This window comes from Pantoea sp. NGS-ED-1003 (assembly GCF_000738765.1).
In the GTDB taxonomy this organism is placed as follows: domain Bacteria; phylum Pseudomonadota; class Gammaproteobacteria; order Enterobacterales; family Enterobacteriaceae; genus Pantoea; species Pantoea septica.
The window spans coordinates 195,563-222,247 of record NZ_JPQA01000003.1; the positions used below are offsets into that span (position 1 = coordinate 195,563).

Here is a 26,685-nt window from a genome sequence, read left to right on the forward strand (position 1 = left end):
TTCCGGGTCAGGATTCTTTTATTTGCAAAACGAGGGTCAGGCCCTGCAGAACCGGTTTTTCTGTGGACACTGGTCAGGATGACGCCGTTAAAACAGGAAAGAGAGCGAGGAGCTTAAATGAATCAGATTCCGATGACGTTAAGGGGCGCCGAAAAGCTGCGCGAAGAGCTGAACGAGCTGAAAACCGTTAAACGCCCGCGCATCATCGCCTCAATCGCTGAAGCACGTGAGCACGGCGATCTGAAAGAGAACGCGGAGTATCACGCCGCGCGCGAAGAGCAGGGGTTTTGCGAAGGTCGTATTCAGGAGATCGAAGCCAAGCTGTCTAACGCGCAGGTTATCGACGTCACCACCATTCCGAACAATGGCCGCGTGATCTTCGGCGCGACCGTAACCGTGCTCAACACCGATACCGATGAAGAGTCGACCTATCGCATCGTGGGCGACGACGAAGCGGACTTTAAGCAAAATCTGATTTCGGTCAACTCGCCGATGGCGCGCGGTCTGGTAGGAAAAGAGGTGGACGATGTGACCATCATCAAAACCCCGGGCGGCGATGTTGAGTATGAAATTCTTAAAGTGGAATACCTTTAAGAGAGAGCTACGCTTTGAAAAGCGTCGAAGCATTATGTAAAGAATGGAAAAGGCCGCGATGCGGCCTTTTAACCCATGCGGGAGCATGGCACTTTCTCTGGCCGGTTGCCCGGCGACGCGTTTAGCGCGGCAGAGAAATCTTGCTCTCTTTAGAAGGGCGATACAGCACCAGCGTTTTGCCGATCACCTGCACGTTGCCGGCTTTGGTCTCACGCACGATAGCCTCAACGATCAGCTGTTTGGTTTCACGGTCTTCCGAGGCAATTTTCACCTTGATCAGTTCGTGATGTTCCAGCGCGGATTCGATTTCGGCCAGCACGCCTTCGGTCAGGCCGTTGCCGCCGATCATGACCACGGGTTTCAGTGGATGGGCGAGGCCTTTCAGGTGCTGTTTTTGTTTGGTACTTAGATTCATCGTATTTTTTGCTTACTCAGGGATTGAAAACGGTTCATTCTACCGCCATCTCGGGGTTATCACCAAATCAACGCAACCCATTGCGTGCAGGTTTATCGCTGCGATGACGATTTAGTTGAGAAAATTATGACGGGTAAAAAGCGTTCGGCCAGCTCCAGCCGCTGGTTACAGGAACACTTTAGCGATAAATATGTGCTTCAGGCACAGAAAAAGGGGTTGCGTTCGCGCGCCTGGTTTAAACTTGATGAAATACAACAGGGTGACAAGCTTTTCAAACCCGGTATGACCGTGGTAGATCTGGGTGCGGCGCCCGGCGGCTGGTCGCAGTATGTGGTCCAGCAGATCGGCTCTTCGGGACGCGTTATCGCCTGCGATATTCTGCCGATGGATCCTATCGTCGGCGTCGATTTCCTTCAGGGCGATTTTCGTGAAGAATCGGTGATCAAGGCGCTGCTCGATCGCGTAGGCGATCAAAAAGTGCAGGTGGTCATGTCGGATATGGCGCCCAACATGAGCGGGACGCCGGCAGTTGATATTCCCCGGTCGATGTATTTGGTTGAACTGGCGCTCGAAATGTGTCGGGATATCCTGGCGCCGGGCGGCAGTTTTGTAGTGAAAGTGTTTCAGGGAGATGGCTTCGATGAATACCTGCGGGAAATTCGCTCCCTGTTTACGAAAGTGAAAATTCGTAAGCCGGACGCTTCGCGATCTCGTTCGCGCGAAGTGTACATTGTGGCGACAGGGCGCAAACTATAGCCCAATTGATGAAGTTGCAGCCTACCAGCCGCGATTCCATGTATGAAGGATATATAGTACCCTACGCTGTCTGTTAACACCGTTGTAATATGAGGTTAATCCCTTGAGTGACATGGCGAAAAACCTGATTCTCTGGTTAGTCATCGCGGTCGTGCTGATGTCAGTATTCCAGAGCTTTGGGCCCAGCGAGTCGAATGGCCGTAGGGTTGATTATTCAACCTTCCTGTCGGAAGTGAACCAGGATCAGGTCCGCGAGGCACGTATTAACGGGCGTGAGATTAACGTAATCAAGAAAGACAGTAATAAATACACGACCTACATTCCTGTCAATGATCCCAAGTTACTCGATAACCTGTTGACCAAAAACGTCAAAGTGGTTGGCGAACCGCCGGAAGAGCCGAGCCTGCTGGCTTCGATCTTCATCTCATGGTTCCCGATGCTGCTGCTGATTGGCGTGTGGATCTTCTTTATGCGTCAGATGCAGGGCGGCGGCGGCAAAGGCGCGATGTCCTTTGGCAAGAGCAAAGCCCGTATGCTGACGGAAGATCAGATCAAAACCACTTTCGCTGACGTGGCAGGCTGCGACGAAGCGAAAGAGGAAGTGGGCGAACTGGTCGAGTATCTGCGCGAACCGAGCCGCTTTCAGAAGCTGGGCGGTAAAATCCCGAAAGGCGTGCTGATGGTGGGCCCGCCAGGTACCGGTAAAACCCTGCTGGCGAAAGCGATCGCAGGCGAAGCGAAAGTACCGTTCTTTACCATTTCCGGTTCCGACTTCGTGGAAATGTTCGTGGGCGTCGGCGCCTCTCGCGTGCGCGACATGTTCGAACAGGCCAAGAAAGCCGCACCGTGCATCATCTTTATCGATGAGATCGACGCCGTCGGTCGTCAGCGCGGCGCAGGTTTAGGCGGCGGTCACGATGAACGTGAACAGACCCTGAACCAGATGCTGGTTGAGATGGATGGCTTTGAAGGCAACGAAGGCATTATCGTTATCGCCGCGACTAACCGTCCAGACGTTCTTGACCCGGCGCTGCTGCGTCCAGGCCGCTTTGACCGTCAGGTCGTCGTGGGTCTGCCGGACGTGCGCGGCCGCGAACAGATTCTGAAAGTGCATATGCGCCGCGTGCCGCTGGCGACCGATATCGACGCAGGCATCATCGCGCGCGGTACGCCGGGCTTCTCCGGTGCGGATCTCGCCAACCTGGTGAACGAAGCGGCGCTGTTTGCCGCACGCGGCAACAAGCGTGTGGTATCGATGGTTGAGTTCGAGAAAGCGAAAGACAAAATCATGATGGGTGCGGAACGTCGCTCCATGGTGATGACGGAAGCGCAGAAAGAATCCACCGCATACCACGAAGCGGGCCACGCGATTATCGGCCGCCTGGTGCCGGAACACGATCCGGTGCACAAGGTAACGATTATTCCGCGCGGACGTGCGCTTGGCGTGACCTTCTTCCTGCCTGAAGGCGACGCTATCAGCGCCAGCCGTCAGAAGCTGGAAAGCCAGATCTCTACCCTGTACGGCGGTCGCCTGGCTGAAGAGATTATTTACGGTGCGGAACACGTTTCCACCGGCGCCTCTAACGACATCAAAGTGGCCACTAACCTGGCGCGCAACATGGTGACGCAGTGGGGCTTCTCGGAAAAACTGGGTCCGTTGCTCTATGCGGAAGAAGAGGGCGAAGTGTTCCTCGGCCGTTCCGTGGCGAAAGCGAAACATATGTCTGACGAAACCGCGCGCATTATCGACCAGGAAGTTAAACACCTGATCGACAGCAACTACCAGCGCGCGCGCCGTATTCTGAGCGAGAACATGGACATCCTTCACGCGATGAAAGACGCGCTGATGAAGTATGAAACCATCGATGCGCCGCAGATCGACGACCTGATGGCGCGCCGCGAAGTGCGTCCGCCAGCGGGCTGGGAAGATCCGGGCAGCAATTCCGACAGCAACGGCACGCCGAAGGCGCCGCGTCCGGTCGATGAGCCGCGCACGCCGAATCCTGGCAATACCATGTCAGAGCAGTTCGACAAATAACAGGGTTTCACCCTTGCAAAAACCCCGGCTGGTCCGGGGTTTTTTACATCCGTAATCAGGTCATCAGAGGAGATTTTCCCCATGAAGTTGTACGCCCGTGATACCCATCTCGATCTGTCGTTTCCCCATGTGATGGGAATTTTGAATGTCACGCCGGACTCCTTCTCCGATGGTGGAAAACATCACACGCTGGTCGAGGCGCTGACGCATACCAATGAAATGGTTAACGCGGGCGCCACCATTATCGACGTCGGCGGCGAGTCGACCCGTCCGGGGGCGGATGAGGTAAGCGTCGACGAGGAGCTGGCGCGCGTTATTCCGGTGGTAGAAGCGATTGCGCAGCGTTTCGAGGTGTGGATTTCGGTTGATACCTCAAAAGCGGAGGTTATCCGCGAAGCAGCGCGAGCGGGCGCTCACATCATTAACGATATTCGCTCGCTCTCCGAACCTGGCGCGCTGGAAGCGGCGGCGGCGGCAGATTTGCCGGTTTGCCTGATGCATATGCAGGGCGAGCCGCGCACCATGCAGCAGGCGCCTGAGTATCGCGATGTGGTAAGCGAAGTGGATGCTTACTTCGTGCATCAGATCGCGCGCTGCGAGGCTGCAGGCATCAAAAAAGAACATCTGCTGCTCGACCCTGGCTTCGGTTTCGGTAAGAATCTCAACCACAACTATGAGCTGCTGGCCCACCTTAGCCATTTTCACCATTTCGGGCTGCCGCTGCTGGTGGGCATGTCGCGCAAATCTATGATTGGTCAGCTGTTGAACGTCGGGCCTTCGCAGCGTCTGACGGGCAGCCTGACCTGCGCAACGATCGCCGCGATGCAGGGCGCGCAGATCATTCGCGTACATGACGTAAAAGAGACGGTCGAGGCGATGCGCGTTGTCGAAGCGACACGGAGAGCAAAAGGATAATTTAGGCATGAGTAATCGTAAATATTTTGGTACAGACGGCATTCGCGGCAAGGTTGGCGAAGCGCCGATTACCCCTGATTTTGTACTAAAGCTGGGCTGGGCGGCGGGCAAAGTGTTGGCGCGTCACGGCTCACGAAAGGTGCTGATCGGTAAAGATACGCGTATCTCCGGCTATATGCTGGAGTCGGCGCTGGAAGCGGGCCTGGCGGCGGCGGGCTTGTCCGCCGCCTTTACCGGCCCGATGCCGACGCCCGCCATCGCCTATCTGACGCGCACCTTCCGCGCCGAAGCGGGCATCGTCATCTCCGCGTCGCATAACCCGTTCGACGATAACGGCATTAAATTCTTCTCCGCTGAAGGCACCAAGCTGCCGGACGAGGTAGAAGAGGCGATTGAGCTGGAAATGGAGAAGCCGCTGACCTGCGTCGAGTCCGCCGAGCTGGGGCGCGCCAGCCGTATCGTAGACGCCGCCGGCCGCTATATCGAGTTCTGCAAGGGCTCCTTTCCGAGTGAGCTTAGTCTTAACGGCCTGAAAATCGTGGTCGACTGCGCGAACGGCGCCACCTACCACATTGCGCCGAACGTGCTGCGCGAGCTGGGCGCCACCGTAATCGCCATCGCCACGCAGCCCGACGGCATGAATATCAACAAAGAGTGCGGCGCGACCGATCTGCGTATGCTGCAGCAGCGCGTGCTGGCCGAAAAGGCAGATATCGGCCTGGCTTACGACGGCGACGGCGACCGCATCATGATGGTCGACCATCTGGGCGAGAAGGTCGATGGTGACCAGATCCTGTATATCATCGCGCGCGAAGGACTGCGTCAGGGCCAGCTGCGCGGCGGCGTGGTCGGCACCCTGATGAGCAATATGGGCCTCGAGCTGGCGCTGAAGCAGCTCGGCATCCCTTTCGCCCGCGCCAAAGTGGGCGACCGCTACGTGCTGGAAAAGATGCAGGAGAAGCAGTGGCGACTCGGCGCGGAGAACTCCGGCCACGTTATTCTGCTGGATAAAACCACCACCGGCGACGGTATCGTAGCAAGTTTGCAAGTGCTCACTGCAATGGTGCGCAACCATATGAGTCTGCATGACCTGTGCAGTGGCATGAAGATGCTGCCGCAGGTGCTGGTAAACGTGCGCTTCAGCGGCACGAACGACCCGCTGGAAGACGAGACGGTAAAAAGCGTGACGGCGGAAGTGGAAAAGACGCTGGCCGGACGCGGACGCGTGCTGCTGCGTAAATCGGGTACCGAGCCGTTGATTCGCGTGATGGTCGAAGGGGAAAACGAAGCGCAGGTTACCGAGCTGGCGCATCGTATCGCCGAGCAGGTCAAAGCGGTTTAAGGCATGAACGGCGGACGGTTTTACGCCGATCCGCCGTTAAAATCATCAGGATGGCGCTTTTTTCCGCAGTCGATCGCGGCGAAGAAAATTACCCTTGCAGAGGGGTGCGCCTTTGGTTAGTATTCACACCCGCTTCTGATGGGTGATGACGACACGGCCCATCTATACTGGCTGAAGCTTAACTGTGCGGTTATCGCGCAAGGAAACAGGTTGATTATGTACGAAGCTCTTTTAGTTATCTTCCTTATTGTAGCCATCGCCCTCGTGGGTTTGATTATGCTGCAGCAAGGTAAAGGCGCTGATATGGGAGCCTCATTCGGTGCAGGCGCATCCGCAACGCTGTTCGGTTCTACGGGTTCAGGTAACTTCATGACTCGCATGACCGGCATTCTCGCGGCACTGTTCTTCATCATCAGCCTTGTTCTGGGTAACCTGAACACCAATAAGACTTCAAAAGGAAGCGAGTGGGAAAATCTGTCAGCGCCGGCGCAGTCAACGACTCAGCCAGCACAACCGGCAACGCCGGGTAACGATATCCCGAAATAAGTTCGTCATGCTTGCGACGCGACAGATTCAAGTCGCGGTCTGAACAGTGCCGAGGTGGTGGAATTGGTAGACACGCTACCTTGAGGTGGTAGTGCCCGATTGGGCTTACGGGTTCAAGTCCCGTCCTCGGTACCAAATCTGGTTTTACTTGCAAATATCGCAAGATCAGCGTAACATTCGTCACGTTTTCGGACGCGGGGTGGAGCAGCCTGGTAGCTCGTCGGGCTCATAACCCGAAGGTCGTCGGTTCAAATCCGGCCCCCGCAACCACTTTCCCTTAGAGTTCTTTTTCAAATATACTGTGTGCATCGACGGGCGCATCGCAGCGAGTTTTGAAAAAAATTCTTCTGGACAGTGCCGAGCCGCTTAGCGGCGTACAGGGTCCAGTCACAAAAAGCCCCGAATTTTCGGGGTTTTTTGTTATCAGGAAATCGCAACACTGGGCTATTAAGCCCTTTTTTTATGTCTTGGGGGTGGGCTTGTCCACATTAGAGCAAAAATTGACAGAGTTGGTATCGGCTCCGGTAGAAGCGCTCGGCTACGAACTGGTCGGTATCGAATTCGTTCGTGGTCGCACATCAACCCTGCGCATCTATATTGATAGTGAAGATGGCATCAATGTCGATGATTGCGCGGATGTCAGCCACCAGGTAAGCGCGGTGCTGGATGTGGAAGATCCCATCACCGTGGCTTACAACCTTGAAGTCTCCTCACCGGGACTGGATCGCCCGATGTTTACCGCGGAACACTACGTGCGGTATACAGGCGAAGAAGTCAGTCTGGTCCTGCGCATGGCGGTACAGAACCGTCGTAAATGGCAGGGCATCATCAAGTCGGTCGACGGCGAGATGGTGACGGTGACCGTTGAGGGTAAAGACGAGGTGTTCGCGCTGAGCAATATTCAGAAAGCGAACCTGGTCCCCCACTTTTAAAAGTCCGGATTGAGGCTAACCAGGATGAACAAAGAGATCTTAGCTGTTGTAGAAGCCGTTTCTAACGAAAAAGCCCTGCCGCGTGAGAAAATCTTCGAAGCGCTGGAGAGCGCGCTGGCAACTGCAACCAAGAAGAAGTACGAGCAAGAGATTGACGTTCGCGTCAGCATCGATCGCAAAAGCGGCGACTTCGACACCTTCCGCCGTTGGGAAGTGGTAGAAGAAGTGACGCAGCCGACGCGCGAGATCACGCTGGAGGCAGCCCGCTTCGAGGATGAAGCGTTCAATCTGGGCGACTACGTTGAAGATCAGATCGAATCGGTCACCTTTGACCGTATCACGACACAGACCGCGAAGCAGGTTATCGTGCAGAAAGTGCGCGAAGCCGAGCGCGCGATGGTGGTCGATCAGTTCCGCCAGCACGAAGGCGAGATCATCACCGGCGTGGTGAAGAAAGTGAATCGCGACAACATCACTCTTGATCTCGGCAGCAACGCCGAAGCGGTGATTTTGCGCGAAGATATGCTGCCGCGTGAGAACTTCCGTCCGGGCGACCGTATTCGCGGCGTGCTTTATGCCGTACGTCCGGAAGCGCGCGGCGCGCAGCTGTTCGTGACCCGTTCCAAGCCGGAAATGCTGATCGAGCTGTTCCGCATCGAGGTGCCGGAAATCGGCGAAGAAGTCATCGAAATTAAAGCGGCGGCTCGCGATCCGGGTTCACGCGCTAAAATTGCGGTGAAAACCAACGACAAACGCATCGATCCGGTCGGCGCCTGCGTCGGTATGCGCGGCGCGCGCGTCCAGGCTGTTTCCAGCGAACTGGGCGGCGAGCGTATCGATATCGTGCTGTGGGACGATAACCCGGCGCAGTTTGTTATTAACGCCATGGCTCCGGCCGACGTGGCGTCAATCGTGGTTGATGAAGATAACCACACCATGGATATCGCTGTTGAAGCCGGCAATCTGGCTCAGGCGATCGGCCGTAACGGCCAAAACGTGCGTCTGGCTTCCCAGCTGAGCGGCTGGGAGCTGAACGTGATGACCGTCGATGATCTGCAGGCGAAACACCAGGCCGAAGCGCATGCTGCTATTGATATGTTTACTAAACATCTCGACATCGACGAAGAGTTCGCCACCGTACTGGTGGAAGAGGGCTTCTCTTCGCTGGAAGAGCTGGCATACGTGCCGATCAACGAGCTGCTGGACGTTGATGGTCTGGACGAAGAGACCGTAGAAGCCCTGCGTGAACGAGCCAAAAATGCGTTAACCACCCTGGCGCTGGCGAAAGAAGAGAGCCGTGGTAATCAGGAGCCCGCTGAGGATCTTCTGAATCTCGACGGCCTGGATCGTACGCTGGCGTACCGCCTGGCGGCGAAAGGCGTTTGCACGCTGGAAGATCTCGCCGAGCAAGGTGTCGACGACCTGACGGATATTGAAGGGCTGAATGATGAGCAAGCCGGCGCGCTGATTATGGCCGCGCGAAATATCTGCTGGTTCGGCGATGACGCGTAATAACAGGAAGGAACAGCATGACAGATGTAACCGTAAAATCGCTGGCCGCAGAGATTCAGACCCCGGTCGATCGCCTGGTTCAGCAATTTGCTGACGCAGGGATCCGCAAGTCGGAGAACGACGCGGTCACGCAGCAAGAGAAAGAAACTTTATTGTCTCACCTCAATCGCGAGCATGGTCAGACCGGCTCAAGCAAGTTAACATTGCAGCGTAAGACGCGCAGTACCTTGAATATCCCAGGCACCGGGGGTAAAAGTAAATCGGTGCAAATCGAAGTCCGCAAAAAGCGCACCTACGTAAAAGGTGATGCGGAAGCTGAACAGGCAGAAGCAGAAGCCCAGGCTCAGCGTGAAGCGGAAGAAAAGGCGCAACGCGAGGCTGAAGAAAAAGCCCGTCGCGAAGCTGAAGAAAAAGCGCAACGTGAAGCCGAAGAGAAAGCCAAGCGCGAAGCCGCTGAAAAGGCGAAGCGTGAAGCAGCGGAAAAAGAAAAAGTGACGAATCATCAAACCGACGATATGACCAAGGCTGCGCAGTCCGACAAAGCCCGTCGCGAAGCCGAAGCGGCTGAACTGAAGCGTAAAGCGGAAGAAGAAGCGCGCCGTAAGCTCGAAGAAGACGCTCGCCGCGTCGCTGAAGAAGCGCGCCGCCTGGCTGAAGAAAAATCGGCTGAATGGGAAAAACCTGAGGAAGAAGACAAAGGCGACTATCACGTCACCACTTCGACTCATGCCCGTCAGGCAGAAGACGAAAACGACCGCCAGGTAGAAGCGGGCCGCGCACGCGCGCGCACCACTGCTAAAGCGGCGCGTCCGGCGAAGAAAGGCAACAAGCATTCTGAAGCTAAAACCGATCGCGAAGAAGCGCGCGCGCAGATTCGTGGCGGCAAAGGCGGCAAACACCGCAAGCCAAGCGCACTGCAGCAGGGCTTCAATAAACCTGCTCAGGTTGTTAACCGCGACGTCATCATTGGCGAAACCATCACCGTAGCCGAACTGGCTAACAAAATGGCGGTGAAAGGTTCGCAGGTCATCAAAGCGATGATGAAGATGGGCGCCATGGCGACCATCAACCAGGTTATCGATCAGGAAACGGCTCAGCTGGTCGCGGAAGAGATGGGTCACAAAGTGATCCTGCGCCGCGAGAACGAGCTGGAAGAAGCGGTAATGAGCGATCGCGATACCGATGCCGCGCAGGAATCCCGCGCGCCGGTCGTGACCATCATGGGCCACGTCGACCACGGTAAAACCTCGCTGCTGGACTACATCCGTTCGACCAAAGTCGCCTCTGGCGAAGCGGGCGGCATTACCCAGCACATCGGTGCTTACCATGTCGAAACCGACAACGGCATGATCACCTTCCTCGACACTCCGGGCCACGCCGCGTTTACCGCGATGCGTGCGCGTGGTGCGCAGGCGACGGATATCGTTATCCTCGTGGTGGCGGCTGACGACGGCGTGATGCCGCAGACCATCGAAGCGATCCAGCACGCGAAAGCGGCGGGCGTGCCGGTGGTGGTTGCCGTCAACAAAATCGATAAGCCGGAAGCCGATCCGGATCGCGTCAAAAACGAACTGACTCAGTACGGCATCATCCCGGAAGAGTGGGGCGGCGAAAACATGTTCGTCAACGTCTCTGCGAAAGCCGGTACCGGCATCGACGATCTGCTGAATGCGATTCTGCTGCAGGCGGAAGTGCTGGAGCTGACCGCTATTCGCGAAGGCATGGCGAGCGGCGTGGTGATCGAATCCTTCCTGGATAAAGGTCGTGGTCCGGTCGCTACCGTACTGGTGCGCGAAGGTACCCTGAATAAAGGCGACATCGTGCTGTGCGGCTTCGAATACGGCCGTGTGCGTGCGATGCGCGACGAGCTGGGCCGCGAAGTCATGGAAGCGGGTCCGTCCATTCCGGTGGAAATCCTCGGTCTCTCCGGCGTGCCGGCAGCGGGCGACGAAGCGACCGTAGTGCGCGACGAGAAGAAAGCGCGTGAAGTTGCGCTCTATCGTCAGGGCAAGTTCCGCGAAGTCAAACTGGCGCGTCAGCAGAAGGCGAAGCTGGAGAACATGTTCGCCAACATGACCGAAGGCGAAGTCTCCGAGCTGAACATCGTGCTGAAGTCCGACGTCCAGGGTTCTGTGGAAGCGATCTCCGACTCGCTGCTGAAACTCTCCACCGACGAAGTGAAGGTGAAGATTATCGGTTCGGGCGTAGGTGGTATCACCGAAACCGACGCCACGCTGGCTGCGGCGTCCAACGCCATCATCCTCGGCTTCAACGTGCGTGCCGATGCTTCTGCGCGTCGCGTCATCGATGCTGAAAACGTCGACCTGCGTTACTACTCCGTCATCTATAATCTGATCGACGAAGTGAAAGCGGCGATGAGCGGCATGCTGGCGCCGGAGTTCAAACAGCAGATTATCGGTCTGGCTGAAGTTCGTGACGTGTTCAAGTCACCGAAATTCGGCGCGATCGCCGGCTGTATGGTCACCGAAGGCAACATCAAGCGTCACAACCCGATCCGCGTCCTGCGCGACAACGTGGTTATCTACGAAGGCGAGCTGGAATCTCTGCGTCGCTTCAAAGATGACGTCAACGAAGTGCGTAACGGCATGGAGTGTGGTATCGGTGTGAAGAACTACAACGACGTTCGCGTTGGCGATATGATCGAAGTGTTCGAAGTGATCGAAGTTAAGCGCACCATCGAATAAGCATTACGCGATGTGTTGCAATTTGGGAGGCCGCTGGCCTCCCGAATTATTTTGGAGAGATGATTATGGCGAAAGAATTTGGCCGCCCGCAGCGCGTGTCGCAGGAGCTGCAAAAAGAGATCGCAATCATTCTGCAGCGCGAGATTAAAGATCCGCGCCTCGGCATGATGGTGACGGTATCCGGCGTGGAAGTGTCGCGCGATCTCGCGTATGCCAAAGTGTTTGTCACCTTCCTTAACGACAAAGATGAGGAAGCAGTGAAAAATGGCCTGAAGGCGCTGAAAGAGGCTTCTGGCTATATCCGTATTCTGCTCGGCAAAGCGATGCGTCTGCGTATCGTGCCGGAACTGACCTTCTTCTACGACAATTCGCTGATTGAAGGTATGCGTATGTCGAACCTGGTGTCGAACGTCATCAAGAACGACGTCGAGCGTCGCGGTGAAAACCCGGCGGAAGATGACAAGGAGGACTGATGAGTCGTCCTCGTCGTCGCGGTCGCGACGTCCACGGCGTGTTCCTGCTCGACAAGCAGCAGGGCGCGTCGTCCAACGATGTGCTGCAAAAAGTTAAACGTCTGTTTAACGCCAACAAAGCGGGCCACACCGGCGCGCTCGATCCGCTGGCGACCGGCATGCTGCCGATTTGTCTCGGCGAAGCGACCAAGTTCTCCCAGTATCTGCTCGACTCGGATAAGCGTTATCGCGTTATCGCGCGCCTCGGCGAGCGTACCGATACTTCCGACGCCGACGGCAATATCGTCGAAACGCGTCCGGTCTCTTTTAGTCAGCAGCAACTCGACGCGGCGCTGGAGAGCTTTCGCGGCGAGACGCTGCAGGTGCCGACCATGTTCTCGGCGCTGAAGTATCAGGGCCGAAAGCTGTATGAGTACGCGCGCGAAGGCGTGACCGTGCCGCGCGAAGCGCGTCCGATTACCGTCTTCGAGCTGCAGTTTATTCGCTGGGAAGGCGATGAGCTGGAGCTGGAAATCCATGTCTCCAAAGGCACCTATATCCGCACCATTATCGACGATTTGGGCGAGAAGCTCGGCTGCGGCGCGCATGTCATTATGCTGCGTCGTTTGCAGGTGGCGCGCTATCCGATCGAAAAGATGATGACGCTGGAGCAACTGCAGGCCGTCGCGGCGACGGTAAACGCGGCGGAGACGCCCGATTACGCGCCGCTCGATGCGCTTCTGCTGCCGATGGATAGCCCGGCGGACGCGTTTCCCCTCGTTAATCTGCCTTCCGCCGTCGCCGCCTTCTTCAAGCAGGGCATGCCGGTTCAGGCAGCAGATGCGCCGCAGCAGGGACTGGTGCGCGTTACCGAAGGCGATACGCATAAATTTATCGGCATGGCCGAAATCGCCGCTGACGGGCGCGTAGCGCCGCGTCGTCTGGTGGTGGAGTATCCCGCGTAACGTTACGCAACGCTGTATTTGCGTTGCTCTCGGGCGAAGAGTAGAATAGCGCGGCTTTAAAGCGGGTAGCTGAATTAGAGATCGGCGCCCATACATTCATTTATTACTGGAGTTTATTATGTCTCTAAGCGTAGAAGCTAAAGCAGAGATCGTTGCTAAATACGGTCGTGGCGCTAACGACAGCGGCTCAACCGAAGTTCAGGTTGCACTGCTGACTGCCCAGATTAGCCACCTGCAGGGTCACTTCTCTGAGCACAAGAAAGACCACCACAGCCGTCGCGGTCTGCTGCGCATGGTATCTCAGCGTCGTAAGCTGCTGGACTACCTGAAGCGTAAAGACGTTGCACGCTACACCAGCCTGATCGAAAGCCTGGGCCTGCGTCGCTAAGTCTGAAGAATCTGATCAAGGATGTAGCGCAGAGAGTTTGCGAAAAAACGCGTCTTGCGATCAGATTCGTGCGAGTTTCAAGAAAAGGGGGCCTTTACGGCCCCTTTTTTCGAGCAATGCGCAGCAATCCGGACCAAACTCATGTATTGTTGCAGTGAGTGATCTTCGTTTGCAGAGGTTCGCGCGGCTAATGAGAGGCTTTACCGCAGATTCGGTTAAGGGTTGTCATTAGTCGCGAGGATGCAACTGAAGATCGGTAATCCATGGCACGCCAGAAAGGCGCTGCCCCGAAGTTAAGGAATTCATTTTGCTGAACCCGATCGTACGTCAATTCCAATATGGTCAGCATACCGTCACGCTGGAAACCGGCATGATGGCGCGCCAGGCCACCGCAGCCGTTATGGCCAGCATGGACGACACCGCTGTATTCGTTACCGTTGTTGGTCAGAAAAAAGCCAAACCCGGCCAGGACTTCTTCCCGCTGACCGTGAACTACCAGGAGCGTACCTACGCCGCTGGCCGTATCCCGGGCAGCTTCTTCCGTCGCGAAGGCCGTCCTAGCGAAGGCGAAACCCTGATTGCGCGTCTGATTGACCGCCCGATTCGTCCGCTGTTCCCGGAAGGCTTCGTCAACGAAGTTCAGGTTATCGCCACCGTGGTGTCCGTTAACCCGCAGGTTAACCCGGATATCGTTGCGATGATCGGCGCCTCTGCCGCGCTGGCGCTGTCAGGCCTGCCGTTCAATGGTCCGATCGGCGCCGCGCGCGTCGGCTACATCAACGACCAGTATGTGCTGAACCCGACCGCTGACGAAATCAAACAGTCTCGTCTGGATCTGGTAGTTGCCGGTACGCAGAATGCGGTACTGATGGTTGAGTCCGAAGCGGACATCCTGACCGAAGATCAGATGCTGGGTGCAGTGGTGTTCGGCCACGAGCAGCAGCAGGTCGTTATCGAAAACATCAATTCTCTGGTTGCAGAAGCGGGTAAACCGCGCTGGGACTGGCAGCCTGAGCCGGCTAACGACGCGCTGATCGCACGCGTTGCCGCTCTGGCTGAAGCGCGCATCAGCGACGCTTACCGCATCACCGACAAGCAAGAGCGCTACACCCAGGTTGGCGTCATCAAAGACGAAACCATCGCCGCGCTGCTGGCTGAAGACGAAACGCTGGATGACGCTGAAATCGGCGACATCGTTCACAGCCTGGAAAAGAACGTAGTGCGTACCCGTATCCTGAACGGCGAACCGCGTATCGACGGCCGTGAAAAAGATATGATCCGTGGTCTGGACGTTCGTACCGGCGTACTGCCGCGCACGCACGGCTCGGCGCTGTTCACCCGTGGCGAAACGCAGGCGCTGGTCGCCGCGACGCTGGGTACCGCGCGCGACGCGCAGAACCTGGACGAGCTGATGGGCGAACGTACCGACAGCTTCCTGTTCCACTACAACTTCCCTCCGTACTCGGTAGGCGAAACCGGTATGGTCGGCTCGCCGAAGCGTCGTGAGATTGGTCACGGTCGCCTGGCGAAGCGCGGCGTGCTGGCCGTGATGCCGAAGCAGGAAGAGTTCCCGTACACCGTGCGCGTTGTTTCTGAAATCACCGAATCCAACGGCTCGTCCTCTATGGCTTCCGTATGCGGCGCTTCACTGGCGCTGATGGATGCCGGCGTGCCGATCAAAGCGGCCGTTGCAGGCATCGCGATGGGTCTGGTGAAAGAAGATGAGAAGTTCGTGGTACTGTCTGACATCCTCGGCGACGAAGATCACCTCGGCGACATGGACTTCAAAGTAGCCGGTAGCCGCGAAGGCATCACCGCGCTGCAGATGGACATCAAAATCGAAGGCATCACCCGCGAAATCATGCAGGTTGCGCTGAATCAGGCCAAAGGTGCGCGTCTGCACATCCTGGGCGTGATGGAGCAGGCGATCAGCACGCCGCGTAAAGAGATCTCTGAGTTCGCGCCGCGCATTTACACCATCAAGATCAATTCAGACAAGATCAAAGATGTGATTGGTAAAGGCGGTTCCGTGATCCGCGCGCTGACCGAAGAAACCGGCACCACCATCGAAATCGAAGACGACGGCACCGTGAAAATCGCGGCGACCGACGGTCTGAAGGCGAAAGAGGCGATTCGTCGCATCGAAGAGATTACCGCCGAGATCGAAGTGGGCCGTGTGTACAGCGGTAAAGTGACCCGTATCGTCGACTTCGGCGCCTTCGTCGCTATCGGCGGCGGCAAGGAAGGTCTGGTGCACATTTCTCAGATCGCGGACAAGCGCGTAGAGAAAGTGACCGACTACCTGCAGATGGGCCAGGAAGTGCCGGTTAAGGTACTGGAAGTGGACCGTCAGGGCCGCGTCCGTCTGAGCATCAAAGAAGCGACAGAGTCTAAGCCTCAGGGCGAAGAAGCTGCCGTGACCAGCGCGCCAGACGCAGAGTAATTCCCTGTTTGCCTCTCCTTATCCCATCGCGGATGGGAGAGGCGTTTGTGTCATCGCGAGGGCGGGAATCCTTGTGCACAGCAGCCGGATGACAGGAGCGTTATCCTAATGTTTGTATTCGGGAGTGGGAAATGAAGCCTTTTTTGCGCTGGTGTTTTGTTGCGACAGCTATCACGCTGGCAGGATGCAGCAACTCCAATTGGCGTAAGAACGAAGTTCTTGCAGTACCTCTACAGCCCACACTGCAGCAGGAAGTGATTCTGGCGCGCATGGAACAAATTCTTGCCAGTCGCGCCCTTACCGATGATGAACGCGCACAGCTATTATATGAGCGCGGAGTGTTGTATGATAGTCTCGGTCTGAGAGCACTAGCGCGGAACGATTTCTCGCAAGCGCTGTCTATAAGACCAGATATGCCGGAAGTGTTTAACTATCTCGGCATATATTTAACGCAGGCAGGCAATTTTGATGCTGCCTATGAAGCGTTTGATTCTGTACTTGAGCTTGATCCAACTTACAATTATGCGCATTTAAACCGTGGTATCGCCCTCTATTACGGCGGTCGATACAAGTTAGCGCAAGATGATCTGCTGGCGTTTTATCAAGACGATCCCAACGATCCTTTCCGCAGCCTGTGGCTCTATCTCGATGAACGCGAGATGGACGCTGATAAGGCGAAAGTTGCGCTGCAGCAGCGTTACGACAAAGCGGCCCGTGATCAATGGGGATGGAACATTGTCGAATTCTACCTTGGCGACATCAGTGAAAGCACGCTGATGGAACGTCTCAAGGCAGACGCAACGGATAACACCTCGCTCGCTGAACATCTCAGTGAAACCAACTTCTATTTAGGTAAGCACTACCTAAGTCTGGGGGAGAAGGACAACGCGAAAGCGCTGTTCAAACTGGCGGTGGCCAACAACGTCAATAACTTTGTTGAACACCGATACGCATTGTTGGAACTGGCGCAACTCGGCCAGACACAAGACGATTTATCAGAATCTGACCAGCAATAGCTGACGAACTTTTATTGCCTGAAGTACCCGTTATGTCATCATCTTCCGGGATGAGGGCCTTTCTGTTCGTCAAAACTTCTAATTTGAGCCGGTTCACACTTTTTGATGAAAATGACTGAAAATTTTCACGACGAGTTATGTAGACTGGCCGCCGCAATCTAAGAGGCACGTGTACTACATGACTGATATCCAAACCACTTTTGCTGACCTGGGCCTGAACGCCGACATCCTCGAATCACTGAACGGCATGGGCTACGTTAAGCCTTCTCCGATCCAGGCTGAGTGTATTCCTCACCTGCTGGCGGGCCGTGACGTACTGGGCATGGCGCAGACCGGCAGTGGTAAAACCGCGGCGTTCTCGCTGCCGCTGTTAAACAACATTGATCCTTCTCTTCGCGCACCGCAGATCCTGGTGCTGGCGCCTACCCGCGAACTGGCGGTTCAGGTTGCTGAAGCGATGACCGAATTCTCTAAACATATGCGTGGCGTCAACGTCGTGGCCCTTTACGGCGGCCAGCGTTATGACGTGCAGCTGCGCGCGCTGCGTCAGGGCCCGCAAATCGTGGTGGGCACCCCGGGTCGTCTGCTCGACCACCTGAAACGCGGTACGCTGGATCTCTCTAATCTGCGTGGCCTGGTGCTGGACGAAGCTGATGAAATGCTGCGTATGGGCTTCATCGAAGACGTTGAAACCATCATGGCGCAGATCCCGGAAGGTCATCAGACCGCGCTGTTCTCAGCGACCATGCCGGAAGCGATCCGTCGCATCACCAGGCGTTTCATGAAAGATCCGCAGGAAGTGCGCATTCAGTCCAGCGTCACTACGCGCCCGGACATCAGCCAGTCTTACTGGACGGCGTATGGTCGTAAAACCGACGCGCTGGTGCGTTTCCTGGAAGCGGAAGATTTCGATGCCGCTATCATCTTCGTGCGTACCAAAAACGCTACGCTGGAAGTGGCTGAAGCGCTGGAGCGCAGCGGCTACAACAGCGCCGCGCTGAACGGCGACATGAACCAGGCGCTGCGTGAGCAGACTCTGGAGCGTCTGAAAGATGGCCGTCTCGATATCCTGATCGCCACCGACGTTGCGGCGCGTGGTCTGGACGTTGAGCGCATTAGCCTGGTCGTTAACTACGACATTCCGCTGGACGCTGAGTCTTACGTTCACCGTATCGGTCGTACCGGCCGCGCCGGCCGTGCTGGTCGCGCGCTGCTGTTCGTCGAGAACCGCGAGCGTCGTCTGCTGCGCAACATCGAGCGCACCATGAAGCTGACCATTCCGGAAGTCGAACTGCCGAACGCTGAACTGCTGAGCACCCGTCGTCTGGAGAAATTCGCCGGACGCGTACAGCAGCAGCTGGAAAGCAGCGATCTGGACCAGTATCGCGCGCTGCTGGAGAAACTCTCTCCGCAGGACGAGCTGGATATGGAAACGCTGGCCGCCGCGCTGCTGAAAATGGCGCAGGGCGAACGTCCGCTGATCGTCCAGCCGGACGCGCCGCGTCCGCAGCGTCGCGAGTTCCGCGATCGTGACGACCGTCGTGATGACCGTCGCAGCCCGCGTGAAGCACGTGACAACCGCGAAGGCGGCGATCGTCCGCGTCGCGAACGTCGCGACGTCGGCGAAATGGAGCTGTACCGCATTGAAGTGGGCCGCGACGACGGCGTTGAAGTGCGTCACATCGTCGGCGCTATCGCCAACGAAGGCGACATCAGCAGCCGCTACATCGGCAACATCAAGCTGTTTGGCACCCACTCGACTATCGAGCTGCCGAAAGGCATGCCGGGCGATATCCTGCAGCACTTTACCCGCACGCGTATTCTCAATAAACCGATGAATATGCAGCTGCTGGGCGATGCGCAGCCGCAGAGCGAAGCGCGCGGCGAACGTCGCGGCGGCGGCCGTGATTTCGGCGGCGAGCGTCGTGGCGGCGGCAACCGTGAAGGCGGTCGCGAAGGCGGACGTCGTTTCTCTTCCGAGCGTCGCGAAGGCGGTCGTGAAGGCGGACGCAGCAGCTTCAGCCGTGAAGGCAGCCGCGGTCCGCGTCGCGAAGAGGGCGCTGCTGCAGCGCCGCGTCGTCGCGAGTTCTGATAATCAGCCTGGCTGATTGATAAAAAGGGAAGCCCTTGGGCTTCCCTTTTTTTATCTTCAATTTTCGCGTTACGCGCCGCCGGCGATCAGAACGCGCTCGCCGCTGATATAGGCGGCCTCCTCCGAGGCGAGAAACAGCGCCACCTGCGCCACATCTTCCGGTAGTCCGAAGCGCCCCAGCGGCGTCGCCGCCAGCAGCTGCGCCTTGAGCTGCGGATTGAGTTTCTTCGCCGTCAGCAGCCCTTCCGTCATAATGATGCCCGGCGCCAGCGCGTTAACGCGAATATTGCGCGGGCCCAGCTCGCGCGCCAGCCCCTGCGTCAGCGTATCGATCGCGCCTTTGGTCGTTGCCCAGAGCACCGAACCCGGCGTGCTCTGCTGGCTGTTCAGCGCGCTGAGATTGATGATGCAGCCGCCGTGCGCCGGGAAACGTCGCGCCGCCTGCTGGCAAACCAGCAGCGTGCCGAGCAGATTCACGTTGAGCTGCTGCTGCATCTCCAGCAGGCTCAGGGCGCTGAACTCGCCGTGATGAAACTGCCCGGCGTTATTGACCACAATATCGGGCGCGCCAAAGTGCGCCTGCGCGGTGTCGAACAGCCGCTCGACGTCCGCTTCGCGGGAAATATCCGCCTGTACCGACAGCCCTTCGCTGCCCAGCGTACGAATATCGCTCACCACATCCGCTGCGCCCACTTCATCCTGGCGGTAGTTGACGACTACGCGCGCGCCGGCCGCGGCGAACGCCGTAGCAATCGCCGCGCCAATGCCCTTCGAGGCGCCCGTCACCAGCGCAATTTTTCCGTCAAGTGCTTTCATCTTGTCTCTCCACCTGAGTATCGCGTCTGCAAAATATGCGCTTTCAGGTCAATTGGGCGGTAGCGCAATCCTGCAAGTCTCTTGCACAATCCTGCAAATCTGGCGGCGAGGCGGCTGCCTTCGTCGCGCGTTCGGGTAACATGTTCACCACACTTTACTCGCGGAGAAAAGGAAGAGGATATGGCGGAACCGGCACAGCTGGCGCATCTGGCGCAGCTCATCGCGCGGCATGCAGCCGACGATGGCCGTCACGACAGCGCGATTGATTTTCTCTTTTTCGGCCGCAGCTCTCGGCCGTCCGAACCGACCTATCATGCTCAATGGGCTAGCTTCGCGCTGGTGGCGCAGGGCGGAAAAGCGCTGCGTATGGGAGAGGAGATTATTCACTACGGCCCCGGCGATCTGCTGCTGGTGACGATGGATATGCCGGTGCGCTCCTGCGTAACGGTCGCCACGCCCGAGAAGCCGAATCTCGGCATCGGCATCGCAATAAACGAAGAGAGACTGATGCGCTATCTCGATACGTTTCCGCTCACTTCGCCGCTGGTGGAAGCGCGCACCGAGCGCGGCATCGCCGCGCACAAAGTGTCGCCGCTGCTGGTGGATGCGGTTATCCGCCTGATTCGCCTGCTGGATCAACCGCAGGATATCGCCGCGCTGGCGCCGCTTATCGAGCAGGAGATCTTCTATCGTCTGCTGACCGGTCCGGAGGGCGGGCGCATCCTCAATATGGCGCTGGCGGAGCGGCCGGGCAACAAGGTGGCGCGCGCGGCGCGCTGGCTGCGTGAGAATTTTCATCAGCCGTTGAAAATCGGCCGGCTCGCCAGCAGCGTCGGTATGAGCGCCTCTTCGCTGCACCATCATTTCAAAGCGGTCACCGCGATGACGCCGATGCAGTATCAGAAGCAGCTGCGTCTCAACGAGGCGCGACGGCTGATGATGGTAGAGAAGCTGGATGCCGGAACGGCGGGCTATCGCGTGGGGTACCAGAGCGCGTCGCAGTTCAGCCGGGAATACAGCCGTTTTTACGGCCGGTCTCCTGCGCGCGACGTGCGCCAGCTGACGGTGGGGCCGGAAGCGTAGCGCCCACCGCAGAAGAGCTTACAGCGAGCGGGCCGCTTCCATCGCGATGGCGAAAGAGCGCAGACGCGCCTCGGTATCGAAGATTTGGCCGTTGACCATGATCTCGTCCGCCTGGGTTTCGCGCATCAGTCCGGCCAGGCCGTGACGCACTTTATCGGCATCGCCGACCAGCGACATGCTCAGCGCCTGCTGCACGCCATACTGCTCCGACGGCGACCACAGATTATCCATGTTTTCCACCGGCGCAGGCAGCGGGCCCGGCTTGCCGCGGCGCAGGTTGATAAACTGCTGCTGCTGCGAAGTGAACAGGAAGCGCGCGTCGCGCTCGCTGTCGGCGGCGACGACGTTGATGCAGACCATGGCGTACGGCTTGTCCAGACGCGCCGAAGGCTGGAATTTTTCACGATAGAGATGCAGCGCCTGGAACAGCTGATCGGGCGCGAAGTGCGACGCAAAGGCGAACGGCAGGCCGAGCTGCGCCGAGAGCTGTGCGCTGTAGAGGCTGGAACCAAGCAGCCAGACGGGAATCTTCATGCCGAGGCCAGGCACGGGCTGAACCGGCGGCTGCGCATCTTCGTCGGCGTCGAACCAGTTAATCAGCTCCTGAACATCATCCGGGAAGGTATCCGCATGGATGCTGGAGAGGTGGCGGCGCAGCGCCATCATGGTGCGCTGGTCGGAGCCCGGCGCGCGGCCCAGGCCTAAATCGATGCGGCCGGGATAGAGCGACGCCAGGGTGCCGAACTGTTCGGCGATCACCAGCGGCGCATGGTTCGGCAGCATAATGCCGCCCGATCCCAGATGCAGGGTTGTGGTGTTGGCCGCCAGATAGCCGATCAGCACCGAGGTCGCCGCGCTGGCGATGCCGGTCATATTATGGTGCTCAGCCAGCCAGTAACGTTCGTAGCCCAACGCTTCCGCCTGACGCGCCAGCGCCAGCGAGGTATGAAAGGCATCACGCGCGGTGGAACCCTGCGGAATTGGCGCCAGATCCAGCACGGAAAGACGAAGGGGTTTTTTCTCAGACATGGGCACTCCAGTTGGGTATGGCGCAGGTGATGATTGACCTGCACCAACCAGTATTACGTAATAATGCCCATATTAAAACTGCTAACAAAGGCAGGCGGCTAGCCTGTATGTGCCTTTCAGGAGGATAACAGCGTCATGCCGGCCACTTTACGCCAGTAGCCGTTGCAGTCGTTGCCGTTGGCCATCATCAGCGGCGACTGCCCCTCTTCATTGGCGCGGAAGCGGGCGATCTCATCCAGCGTCGTGGTGCTTTGCGGCGACAGACGCAGAATATCGACCCAGCCACGCATGCCGACCAGATCGTTGCCGAGGTTGTAGCAGTAGCCGCTCATCGTCTGAATGCCGTTTAGCACGAACACCTGCTGGCCTTCCTGCGAGTGGACGCGGCGTCCGTTAGGATAGTTAATGCAGCAGGTCTGACAGTCGTCTTTGGCGCGATGTTCGGCGCGGGCGGTAAAGCAGCGCGCCGACAGCGCCAGCGGCAAATAGCCGTAGCCCAACACTTCGACCTCGAACCGGCTGCGGATGTTACGCTCTTCGCTCTGCTGCAGCAGCTGCAGCAGCCAGTCGCGCGACATCTCCACCGGCATGCACCAGCGCGTCATGCCCTCTTTTACCAGCAGATGCAGGGTTTCAACGTTATAGACGTTAAGTGTGGGCCCGGCGACAAAGGGCAGCTTGCGCTCGGCCGCCATATTCACCGTGCCGATGTCGTTGGCCTCGATGAGAAATTCGCCGTTATCGACGTAGCGCTTCAGCTCTTTCAGCTCCGAAGGCGACTGCAGCAGCGCCAGCGTGCTCAGCACTACCTGCTTGCCGCTGGCCGCCAACTCGCGCGCCAGCTCCATCCAGCGCTGATACGAGGTGGCGCGTCGTTTGCTGCACACCGCTTCGCCAAGGTAGACGATATCCGCGCTGCTGTTCGCCGCCTGCTGGTAAAAGCTCGCCAGCTGCTCTGTCGGCCAGTACCACAGCACCGGACCGATTGCGTATTGCATTCTCTTCTCCTTATTGCCATTCACGGTGGTAAGCGCCAAGCGTGGTCTGCGAGCCTTCGGAGAGCTCATCGAGCGCCGCCGTCCAGGCCTCGGTAACCGCAAAGTTCTCCGGCTCGCGCCTGCAGCGATCGATCGCCTGTCGCCAGACGCGCGCCACCTGCGCCACATAGGCCGGACTGCGCTGACGTCCCTCAATCTTCACCGAGGCGACGCCCGCGCGCAGCAGATCCGGCAGCAACGTCAGGGTATTGAGGCTGGTGGGCTCCTCCAGTACGTGATAGCGCTGGCCGTCGACCTGATAGCGGCCTTTGCACAGCGTGGGATAGCCGGCGCTCTCATCCGGCGCGTAGCGATCGATCAGCACGTCGTTAAGACGCGACTCCATGCCGTTGGGCGTTTGCTGCCAGCGCACGAACTTCGCCGGCGAACAGGCGCCTGCGCTGTTGGGCGACTCGCCGGTCAGCCAGGAGGAGAGATAGCAGCGGCCTTCCGCCATAATGCAGAGGCTGCCGAAGGCGAACACCTCGAGCGGCACCGGCGTCTCGCGCGCCAGCTGCTTCACCTGATGCAGCGACAGCACGCGCGGTAGCACCACGCGGCTCAGCGCGAAGTGACGATGGTAGAAGCGCACCGCTTCCAGATTGGTGGCGGAGGCCTGTACCGACAGATGGCGTTCAACCTCGGGATAGCGCTGCGCGGCGTACTCCAGCGTGGCGATATCGGCAAGGATCAGCGCGTCCGCGCCGTTCTGCGCCGCCACGTCGATGGCGCGTTGCCAGCGGCCCATGCCGTCAGGATGAGCGAAGGTATTAATAGCGACATGTAATTTACGGCGATGCTGATGCAGATAGCGCGCCGCTTCCGCCAGCTTCTTGTCGGTAAAGTTCAGCCCGGCGAAGTGGCGCGCGTTGGTGTCATCTTTCAGTCCGACATACACCGCATCGGCGCCATTCTCCACCGCTGAACGCACGGCAGGCAGATTACCGGCCGGACACAGCAGTTCCATAGTGATCCCTCGTCGACAGGATAAGGCGACGAGTCTAGGCAAGCGGCCGGGCGGAAATGTTGATTTGGGGCAGTGAATCGCCAGTTGACGAGACGGATAGCGGAAATTTCGCGCAGCATGGCGGTGAAATTATTGATCTCGGCTGCAGCGTGCGGCGGCGGATGTGGCAATATACCTGAAATTTTCTAAAGGGAGAGACGCCCGTGTTTCAACAGTTACGTGCTGAGTTAGTGAAAAAAGGCCCGAAATTCCTTGCTTTACCTGTTTCGCTGACCCCGTTCCCGTTAAAAAAAGCCTTTCTGCAACAACTCCTAAACTGGCAATTTCGTCATGCTTTGGCGGAAGGTGAGTTAGACTTTCTGCAGGCGCGTCATCTGGGTATCGAGATTGCGGATGTGGGTTTACGCTGGATTACCACCATTGAAGAGGGCCAGCTCAGGGTCGTACAGAATGCCGAAGCGGACGTCTGGTTTCGCGGCAATGCTAACGATCTGCTGCTGGTCGCCGCCCGTAAAGCGGATCCGGATATGCTGTTTTTCCAGCGTCGTCTGCTGATCGAAGGCGACACGGAGCTGGGACTGGAGATAAAAAACCTGATGGATGCTCTGGAACTCGAGGCCATGCCCACGGCGTTGCGCACGGGACTGCAGCAGCTGGCTGCGTTTGTCGAAGCGGGAATGAAACAGGACGCGAAGGCCGCACAGGCGCGCGCGGAGAGTGTATGTTAATTCGCACAGAAATAGGCGTGGATGCGGCAAGCATCGACAGTTTGTTAAGACGCAGCTTCAAGACCGAAGCGGAAGCCGAACTGGTTCAGCAGCTGCGGGAAGACGGGCTGCTGACGCTGGGCGTGGTGGCGACGGACGACGAAGGCCAGGTGCTGGGCTACGCTGCCTTCAGCCCGGTAACCTTACAGGGCGAAGATCGCAACTGGGTCGGCCTGGCGCCGCTGGCGGTAGACGAAAGCGTGCGCGGCCAGAAAATCGGCGAGCAGCTGATCTACGTCGGGCTGGATACGCTGAATGAGTTCGGCTACGGCGCGGTGGTGGTGGTGGGCGATCCGGCATACTACCATCGCTTCGGCTTCGAGCCGGCCGCACGCCACGGGCTGCGCTGCCGCTGGCCAGGCGCCGAAGCGGCGTTTCAGGTCTATCGCCTGGCGGACGACGCCTTTGTCGGCGCGGAAGGCGAGATCGATTTTGCCGAGCCGTTTAGCCGGCTTGCGTAAGCCAGCTGACGAGGCAGTCCGGCTGTTGCGCCACCAGCCGCAGCTTCTGCTGGCGGCTGAGCTGCTTGACCTGGTACTCCAGCCGCGACGCCGCGGCGCGGTCGCCGGCGTCGCAGCGATACACCAGCGCCAGCGGGCCTCTGCCGCGCAGCGCGCGCGCGCCGCGTCCGGCTGCATGCTGTTCGACGCGCCGCGTCACGTCGGTGGTAATGCCGGTGTAGAGCGCGCCGGCGGCGGTCTGGACGATATAGAGCTGCCAGCCCTCATTCATAATCTGCATCCCTGAATCTTTACTGCCGGGCAGTGTAGCGCGCCAGCGGCGCGGCGGCTATCCGGCGATCTTTGCACGGAGCAATAGAACGTGTCTGACCATTCTCATCTGGTGCGTTACCTGAAAAAACAGCATGTCCTCTCTCTTTGCTGTCAGGCCGACGGCGATCTCTGGTGCGCCAACTGTTTTTACGTCTTCGACGAGGCGCGTATGGCGTTCTGGCTGATGACCGAACCCGACACGCGCCACGGCGCGCTGCTGCAGGCCAATCCGCAGGTCGCGGGCACGGTGAACGGCCAGCCGAAAACCGTGCTGCTGATTAAAGGCGTGCAGTATCGCGGCCATATCGCGCTGCTCGACGGCGACGCGGAAGCGCAGGCGCGCAAGGCGTATCAAAAACGTTTTCCGGTGGCGCGCAAAGTCTCTGCGCCGCTGTGGGAGATTCAGCTGGATGAGGTCAAGATGACCGATAATGCGCTGGGATTTGGCAAAAAAATTAGCTGGCGGCGGGAAGAAAATGAAATCCCTTTCCCCTGAGGGAAAGGGAAACCGGCATTACGACGCCTGCAGAATACGCAGCGACTCGCGGTTAAAGGCCGGGAGATCGTCCGGCGTGCGGCTGGTGACGAGACGATCGTCATCCACAATCACCTCTTCGTCATAGAAGTCCGCGCCGGCGTTGCGCAGATCGATAGCGATCGCCTTCACGCAGGTCATCTTGCGGCCGCGCACGCCGTTCGCGCTGATCAGCAGCTGCGGGCCGTGGCAGATAGCGAAAATCGGTTTGCCGCTGGCGACGAACTCTTTGGTAAAGGCGACGAAACGATCGTCGCTGCGCAGCGAATCGGGCGAGTGGCCGCCTGGCAGCAGCAGCGCGTCGAATTCGGCCGGGCTGACTTCATCGATGGCGCGGTCGATTTTCACCTGCGCTTCGCCCTGTTTGCCGGTAACGGTTTTACCCGCCTCTTTCTCAATGGTCACCACCTCAAAGCCCGCCTGTTTATAGGCGTCGGCCGGTGAGGTGAACTCTGAGTCTTCAAATTCGTCGGTAATCAACACCGCAATCTTCTTGCTCATTTTTCCCCTCCTCATGATGGTTTGCGCACGATGCGCTCTCCTGGTGAACAGGTTAAGCCTGGTTGT

27 protein-coding genes and 2 tRNA genes are annotated in these 26,685 nt (G+C 58.1%); 22 read left to right on the forward strand and 7 right to left on the reverse strand.

Annotated elements, in window-relative coordinates:
* Positions 1-117: 117 nt before the first annotated feature.
* Positions 118-594, forward strand: coding sequence for a transcription elongation factor GreA (greA, locus tag JS46_RS07150; protein ID WP_033749304.1), 477 nt, complete (start codon positions 118-120; stop codon positions 592-594).
* A gap of 121 nt (positions 595-715) precedes the next feature.
* Here the strand turns inward: greA and yhbY are convergent, their stop codons facing one another.
* Positions 716-1,009, reverse strand: a complete 294-nt coding sequence (gene yhbY, locus JS46_RS07155; RefSeq protein ID WP_033749305.1) for a ribosome assembly RNA-binding protein YhbY — start codon at positions 1,007-1,009, stop codon at positions 716-718.
* 126 nt (positions 1,010-1,135) lie between these two features.
* On the opposite strand from yhbY, the gene rlmE reads away from it, so the two are divergent.
* The 17 genes from rlmE (at position 1,136) to JS46_RS07235 (ending at position 19,111) form a co-directional block, all read left to right on the forward strand.
* A complete protein-coding gene (rlmE, locus tag JS46_RS07160) occupies positions 1,136-1,765 on the forward strand; it encodes a 23S rRNA (uridine(2552)-2'-O)-methyltransferase RlmE (protein ID WP_033749635.1) in 630 nt (209 codons plus the stop codon).
* A 112-nt stretch (positions 1,766-1,877) separates the two neighbouring features.
* A complete protein-coding gene (ftsH, locus tag JS46_RS07165) occupies positions 1,878-3,803 on the forward strand; it encodes an ATP-dependent zinc metalloprotease FtsH (protein WP_033749306.1) in 1,926 nt (641 codons plus the stop codon).
* A gap of 81 nt (positions 3,804-3,884) precedes the next feature.
* A complete protein-coding gene (gene folP / locus JS46_RS07170) occupies positions 3,885-4,718 on the forward strand; it encodes a dihydropteroate synthase (protein WP_033749308.1) in 834 nt (277 codons plus the stop codon).
* Positions 4,719-4,725: 7 nt separating this feature from the next.
* Complete coding sequence (gene glmM, locus JS46_RS07175) at positions 4,726-6,060, forward strand: phosphoglucosamine mutase (RefSeq protein ID WP_033749309.1); 1,335 nt, start codon at positions 4,726-4,728, stop codon at positions 6,058-6,060.
* A gap of 216 nt (positions 6,061-6,276) precedes the next feature.
* A complete protein-coding gene (secG, locus tag JS46_RS07180; protein WP_033749638.1) occupies positions 6,277-6,606 on the forward strand; it encodes a preprotein translocase subunit SecG in 330 nt (109 codons plus the stop codon).
* Between the two features lie 48 nt (positions 6,607-6,654).
* A tRNA-Leu gene (locus tag JS46_RS07185) sits at positions 6,655-6,741 on the forward strand.
* Between the two features lie 58 nt (positions 6,742-6,799).
* Positions 6,800-6,876 (forward strand) — tRNA-Met (locus tag JS46_RS07190).
* A gap of 209 nt (positions 6,877-7,085) precedes the next feature.
* Positions 7,086-7,538: a ribosome maturation factor RimP gene (rimP, locus tag JS46_RS07195; protein WP_033749310.1), complete on the forward strand. Its 453-nt coding sequence runs from the start codon at positions 7,086-7,088 to the stop codon at positions 7,536-7,538.
* A gap of 24 nt (positions 7,539-7,562) precedes the next feature.
* Positions 7,563-9,050 (forward strand): transcription termination factor NusA, encoded by a 1,488-nt coding sequence (gene nusA / locus JS46_RS07200; RefSeq protein WP_033749311.1) that lies wholly within the window; start codon positions 7,563-7,565, stop codon positions 9,048-9,050.
* 17 nt (positions 9,051-9,067) lie between these two features.
* Complete coding sequence (gene infB, locus JS46_RS07205; protein ID WP_033749312.1) at positions 9,068-11,755, forward strand: translation initiation factor IF-2; 2,688 nt, start codon at positions 9,068-9,070, stop codon at positions 11,753-11,755.
* A 65-nt stretch (positions 11,756-11,820) separates the two neighbouring features.
* A complete protein-coding gene (gene rbfA / locus JS46_RS07210; protein WP_033749639.1) occupies positions 11,821-12,228 on the forward strand; it encodes a 30S ribosome-binding factor RbfA in 408 nt (135 codons plus the stop codon).
* Positions 12,228-13,172, forward strand: a complete 945-nt coding sequence (gene truB / locus JS46_RS07215; RefSeq protein ID WP_033749313.1) for a tRNA pseudouridine(55) synthase TruB — start codon at positions 12,228-12,230, stop codon at positions 13,170-13,172. The genes rbfA and truB overlap by 1 nt, the downstream gene beginning before the upstream one ends.
* Positions 13,173-13,290: 118 nt before the next feature.
* On the forward strand, positions 13,291-13,560 hold the full coding sequence (rpsO, locus tag JS46_RS07220; protein ID WP_033749314.1) for a 30S ribosomal protein S15: 270 nt from the start codon (positions 13,291-13,293) through the stop codon (positions 13,558-13,560).
* Between the two features lie 307 nt (positions 13,561-13,867).
* Positions 13,868-16,003: a polyribonucleotide nucleotidyltransferase gene (gene pnp / locus JS46_RS07225; RefSeq protein WP_033749315.1), complete on the forward strand. Its 2,136-nt coding sequence runs from the start codon at positions 13,868-13,870 to the stop codon at positions 16,001-16,003.
* A gap of 131 nt (positions 16,004-16,134) precedes the next feature.
* Positions 16,135-17,019 (forward strand): lipoprotein NlpI, encoded by an 885-nt coding sequence (gene nlpI, locus JS46_RS07230; RefSeq protein WP_033749316.1) that lies wholly within the window; start codon positions 16,135-16,137, stop codon positions 17,017-17,019.
* Between the two features lie 105 nt (positions 17,020-17,124).
* Complete coding sequence (yrbN, locus tag JS46_RS24790) at positions 17,125-17,181, forward strand: protein YrbN (RefSeq protein ID WP_100229640.1); 57 nt, start codon at positions 17,125-17,127, stop codon at positions 17,179-17,181.
* 16 nt (positions 17,182-17,197) lie between these two features.
* Positions 17,198-19,111, forward strand: coding sequence for a DEAD/DEAH family ATP-dependent RNA helicase (locus tag JS46_RS07235; protein WP_033749317.1), 1,914 nt, complete (start codon positions 17,198-17,200; stop codon positions 19,109-19,111).
* Between the two features lie 69 nt (positions 19,112-19,180).
* Here the strand turns inward: JS46_RS07235 and JS46_RS07240 are convergent, their stop codons facing one another.
* Complete coding sequence (locus JS46_RS07240; protein WP_033749318.1) at positions 19,181-19,927, reverse strand: SDR family NAD(P)-dependent oxidoreductase; 747 nt, start codon at positions 19,925-19,927, stop codon at positions 19,181-19,183.
* A 180-nt stretch (positions 19,928-20,107) separates the two neighbouring features.
* Between JS46_RS07240 and JS46_RS07245 the strand changes: the two genes are divergently transcribed.
* Entirely contained in the window at positions 20,108-21,010 is a 903-nt protein-coding gene (locus JS46_RS07245) for an AraC family transcriptional regulator (RefSeq protein ID WP_033749320.1), read from the forward strand.
* Between the two features lie 18 nt (positions 21,011-21,028).
* Here JS46_RS07245 and JS46_RS07250 read toward each other — a convergent pair whose 3' ends face one another.
* The 3 genes from JS46_RS07250 to JS46_RS07260 all read right to left on the reverse strand — a co-directional run bounded on the left by JS46_RS07250 (position 21,029) and on the right by JS46_RS07260 (position 24,043).
* Entirely contained in the window at positions 21,029-22,039 is a 1,011-nt protein-coding gene (locus tag JS46_RS07250) for a luciferase-like monooxygenase (RefSeq protein ID WP_033749321.1), read from the reverse strand.
* A gap of 116 nt (positions 22,040-22,155) precedes the next feature.
* Complete coding sequence (locus JS46_RS07255) at positions 22,156-23,037, reverse strand: U32 family peptidase (protein ID WP_033749322.1); 882 nt, start codon at positions 23,035-23,037, stop codon at positions 22,156-22,158.
* Positions 23,038-23,047: 10 nt separating this feature from the next.
* Positions 23,048-24,043: a peptidase U32 family protein gene (locus JS46_RS07260; protein WP_033749323.1), complete on the reverse strand. Its 996-nt coding sequence runs from the start codon at positions 24,041-24,043 to the stop codon at positions 23,048-23,050.
* 203 nt (positions 24,044-24,246) lie between these two features.
* Between JS46_RS07260 and JS46_RS07265 the strand changes: the two genes are divergently transcribed.
* Positions 24,247-24,771 carry an SCP2 domain-containing protein gene (locus tag JS46_RS07265; RefSeq protein ID WP_033749324.1) on the forward strand — a complete coding sequence of 175 codons (525 nt, stop codon included), beginning with the start codon at positions 24,247-24,249 and terminating at the stop codon, positions 24,769-24,771.
* A complete protein-coding gene (locus JS46_RS07270; protein WP_033749326.1) occupies positions 24,765-25,271 on the forward strand; it encodes a GNAT family N-acetyltransferase in 507 nt (168 codons plus the stop codon). Before JS46_RS07265 ends, JS46_RS07270 begins: the two co-directional genes overlap by 7 nt.
* On the opposite strand, the gene JS46_RS07275 is transcribed toward JS46_RS07270, so the two are convergent.
* Entirely contained in the window at positions 25,255-25,542 is a 288-nt protein-coding gene (locus JS46_RS07275; RefSeq protein WP_033749640.1) for a GIY-YIG nuclease family protein, read from the reverse strand. The two genes, JS46_RS07270 and JS46_RS07275, sit on opposite strands and share 17 nt — an antisense overlap.
* A gap of 90 nt (positions 25,543-25,632) precedes the next feature.
* Between JS46_RS07275 and JS46_RS07280 the strand changes: the two genes are divergently transcribed.
* Complete coding sequence (locus tag JS46_RS07280; RefSeq protein ID WP_033749327.1) at positions 25,633-26,079, forward strand: YhbP family protein; 447 nt, start codon at positions 25,633-25,635, stop codon at positions 26,077-26,079.
* Between the two features lie 18 nt (positions 26,080-26,097).
* On the opposite strand, the gene JS46_RS07285 is transcribed toward JS46_RS07280, so the two are convergent.
* Complete coding sequence (locus tag JS46_RS07285; protein WP_033749328.1) at positions 26,098-26,619, reverse strand: type 1 glutamine amidotransferase domain-containing protein; 522 nt, start codon at positions 26,617-26,619, stop codon at positions 26,098-26,100.
* Positions 26,620-26,685: the final 66 nt, after the last annotated feature.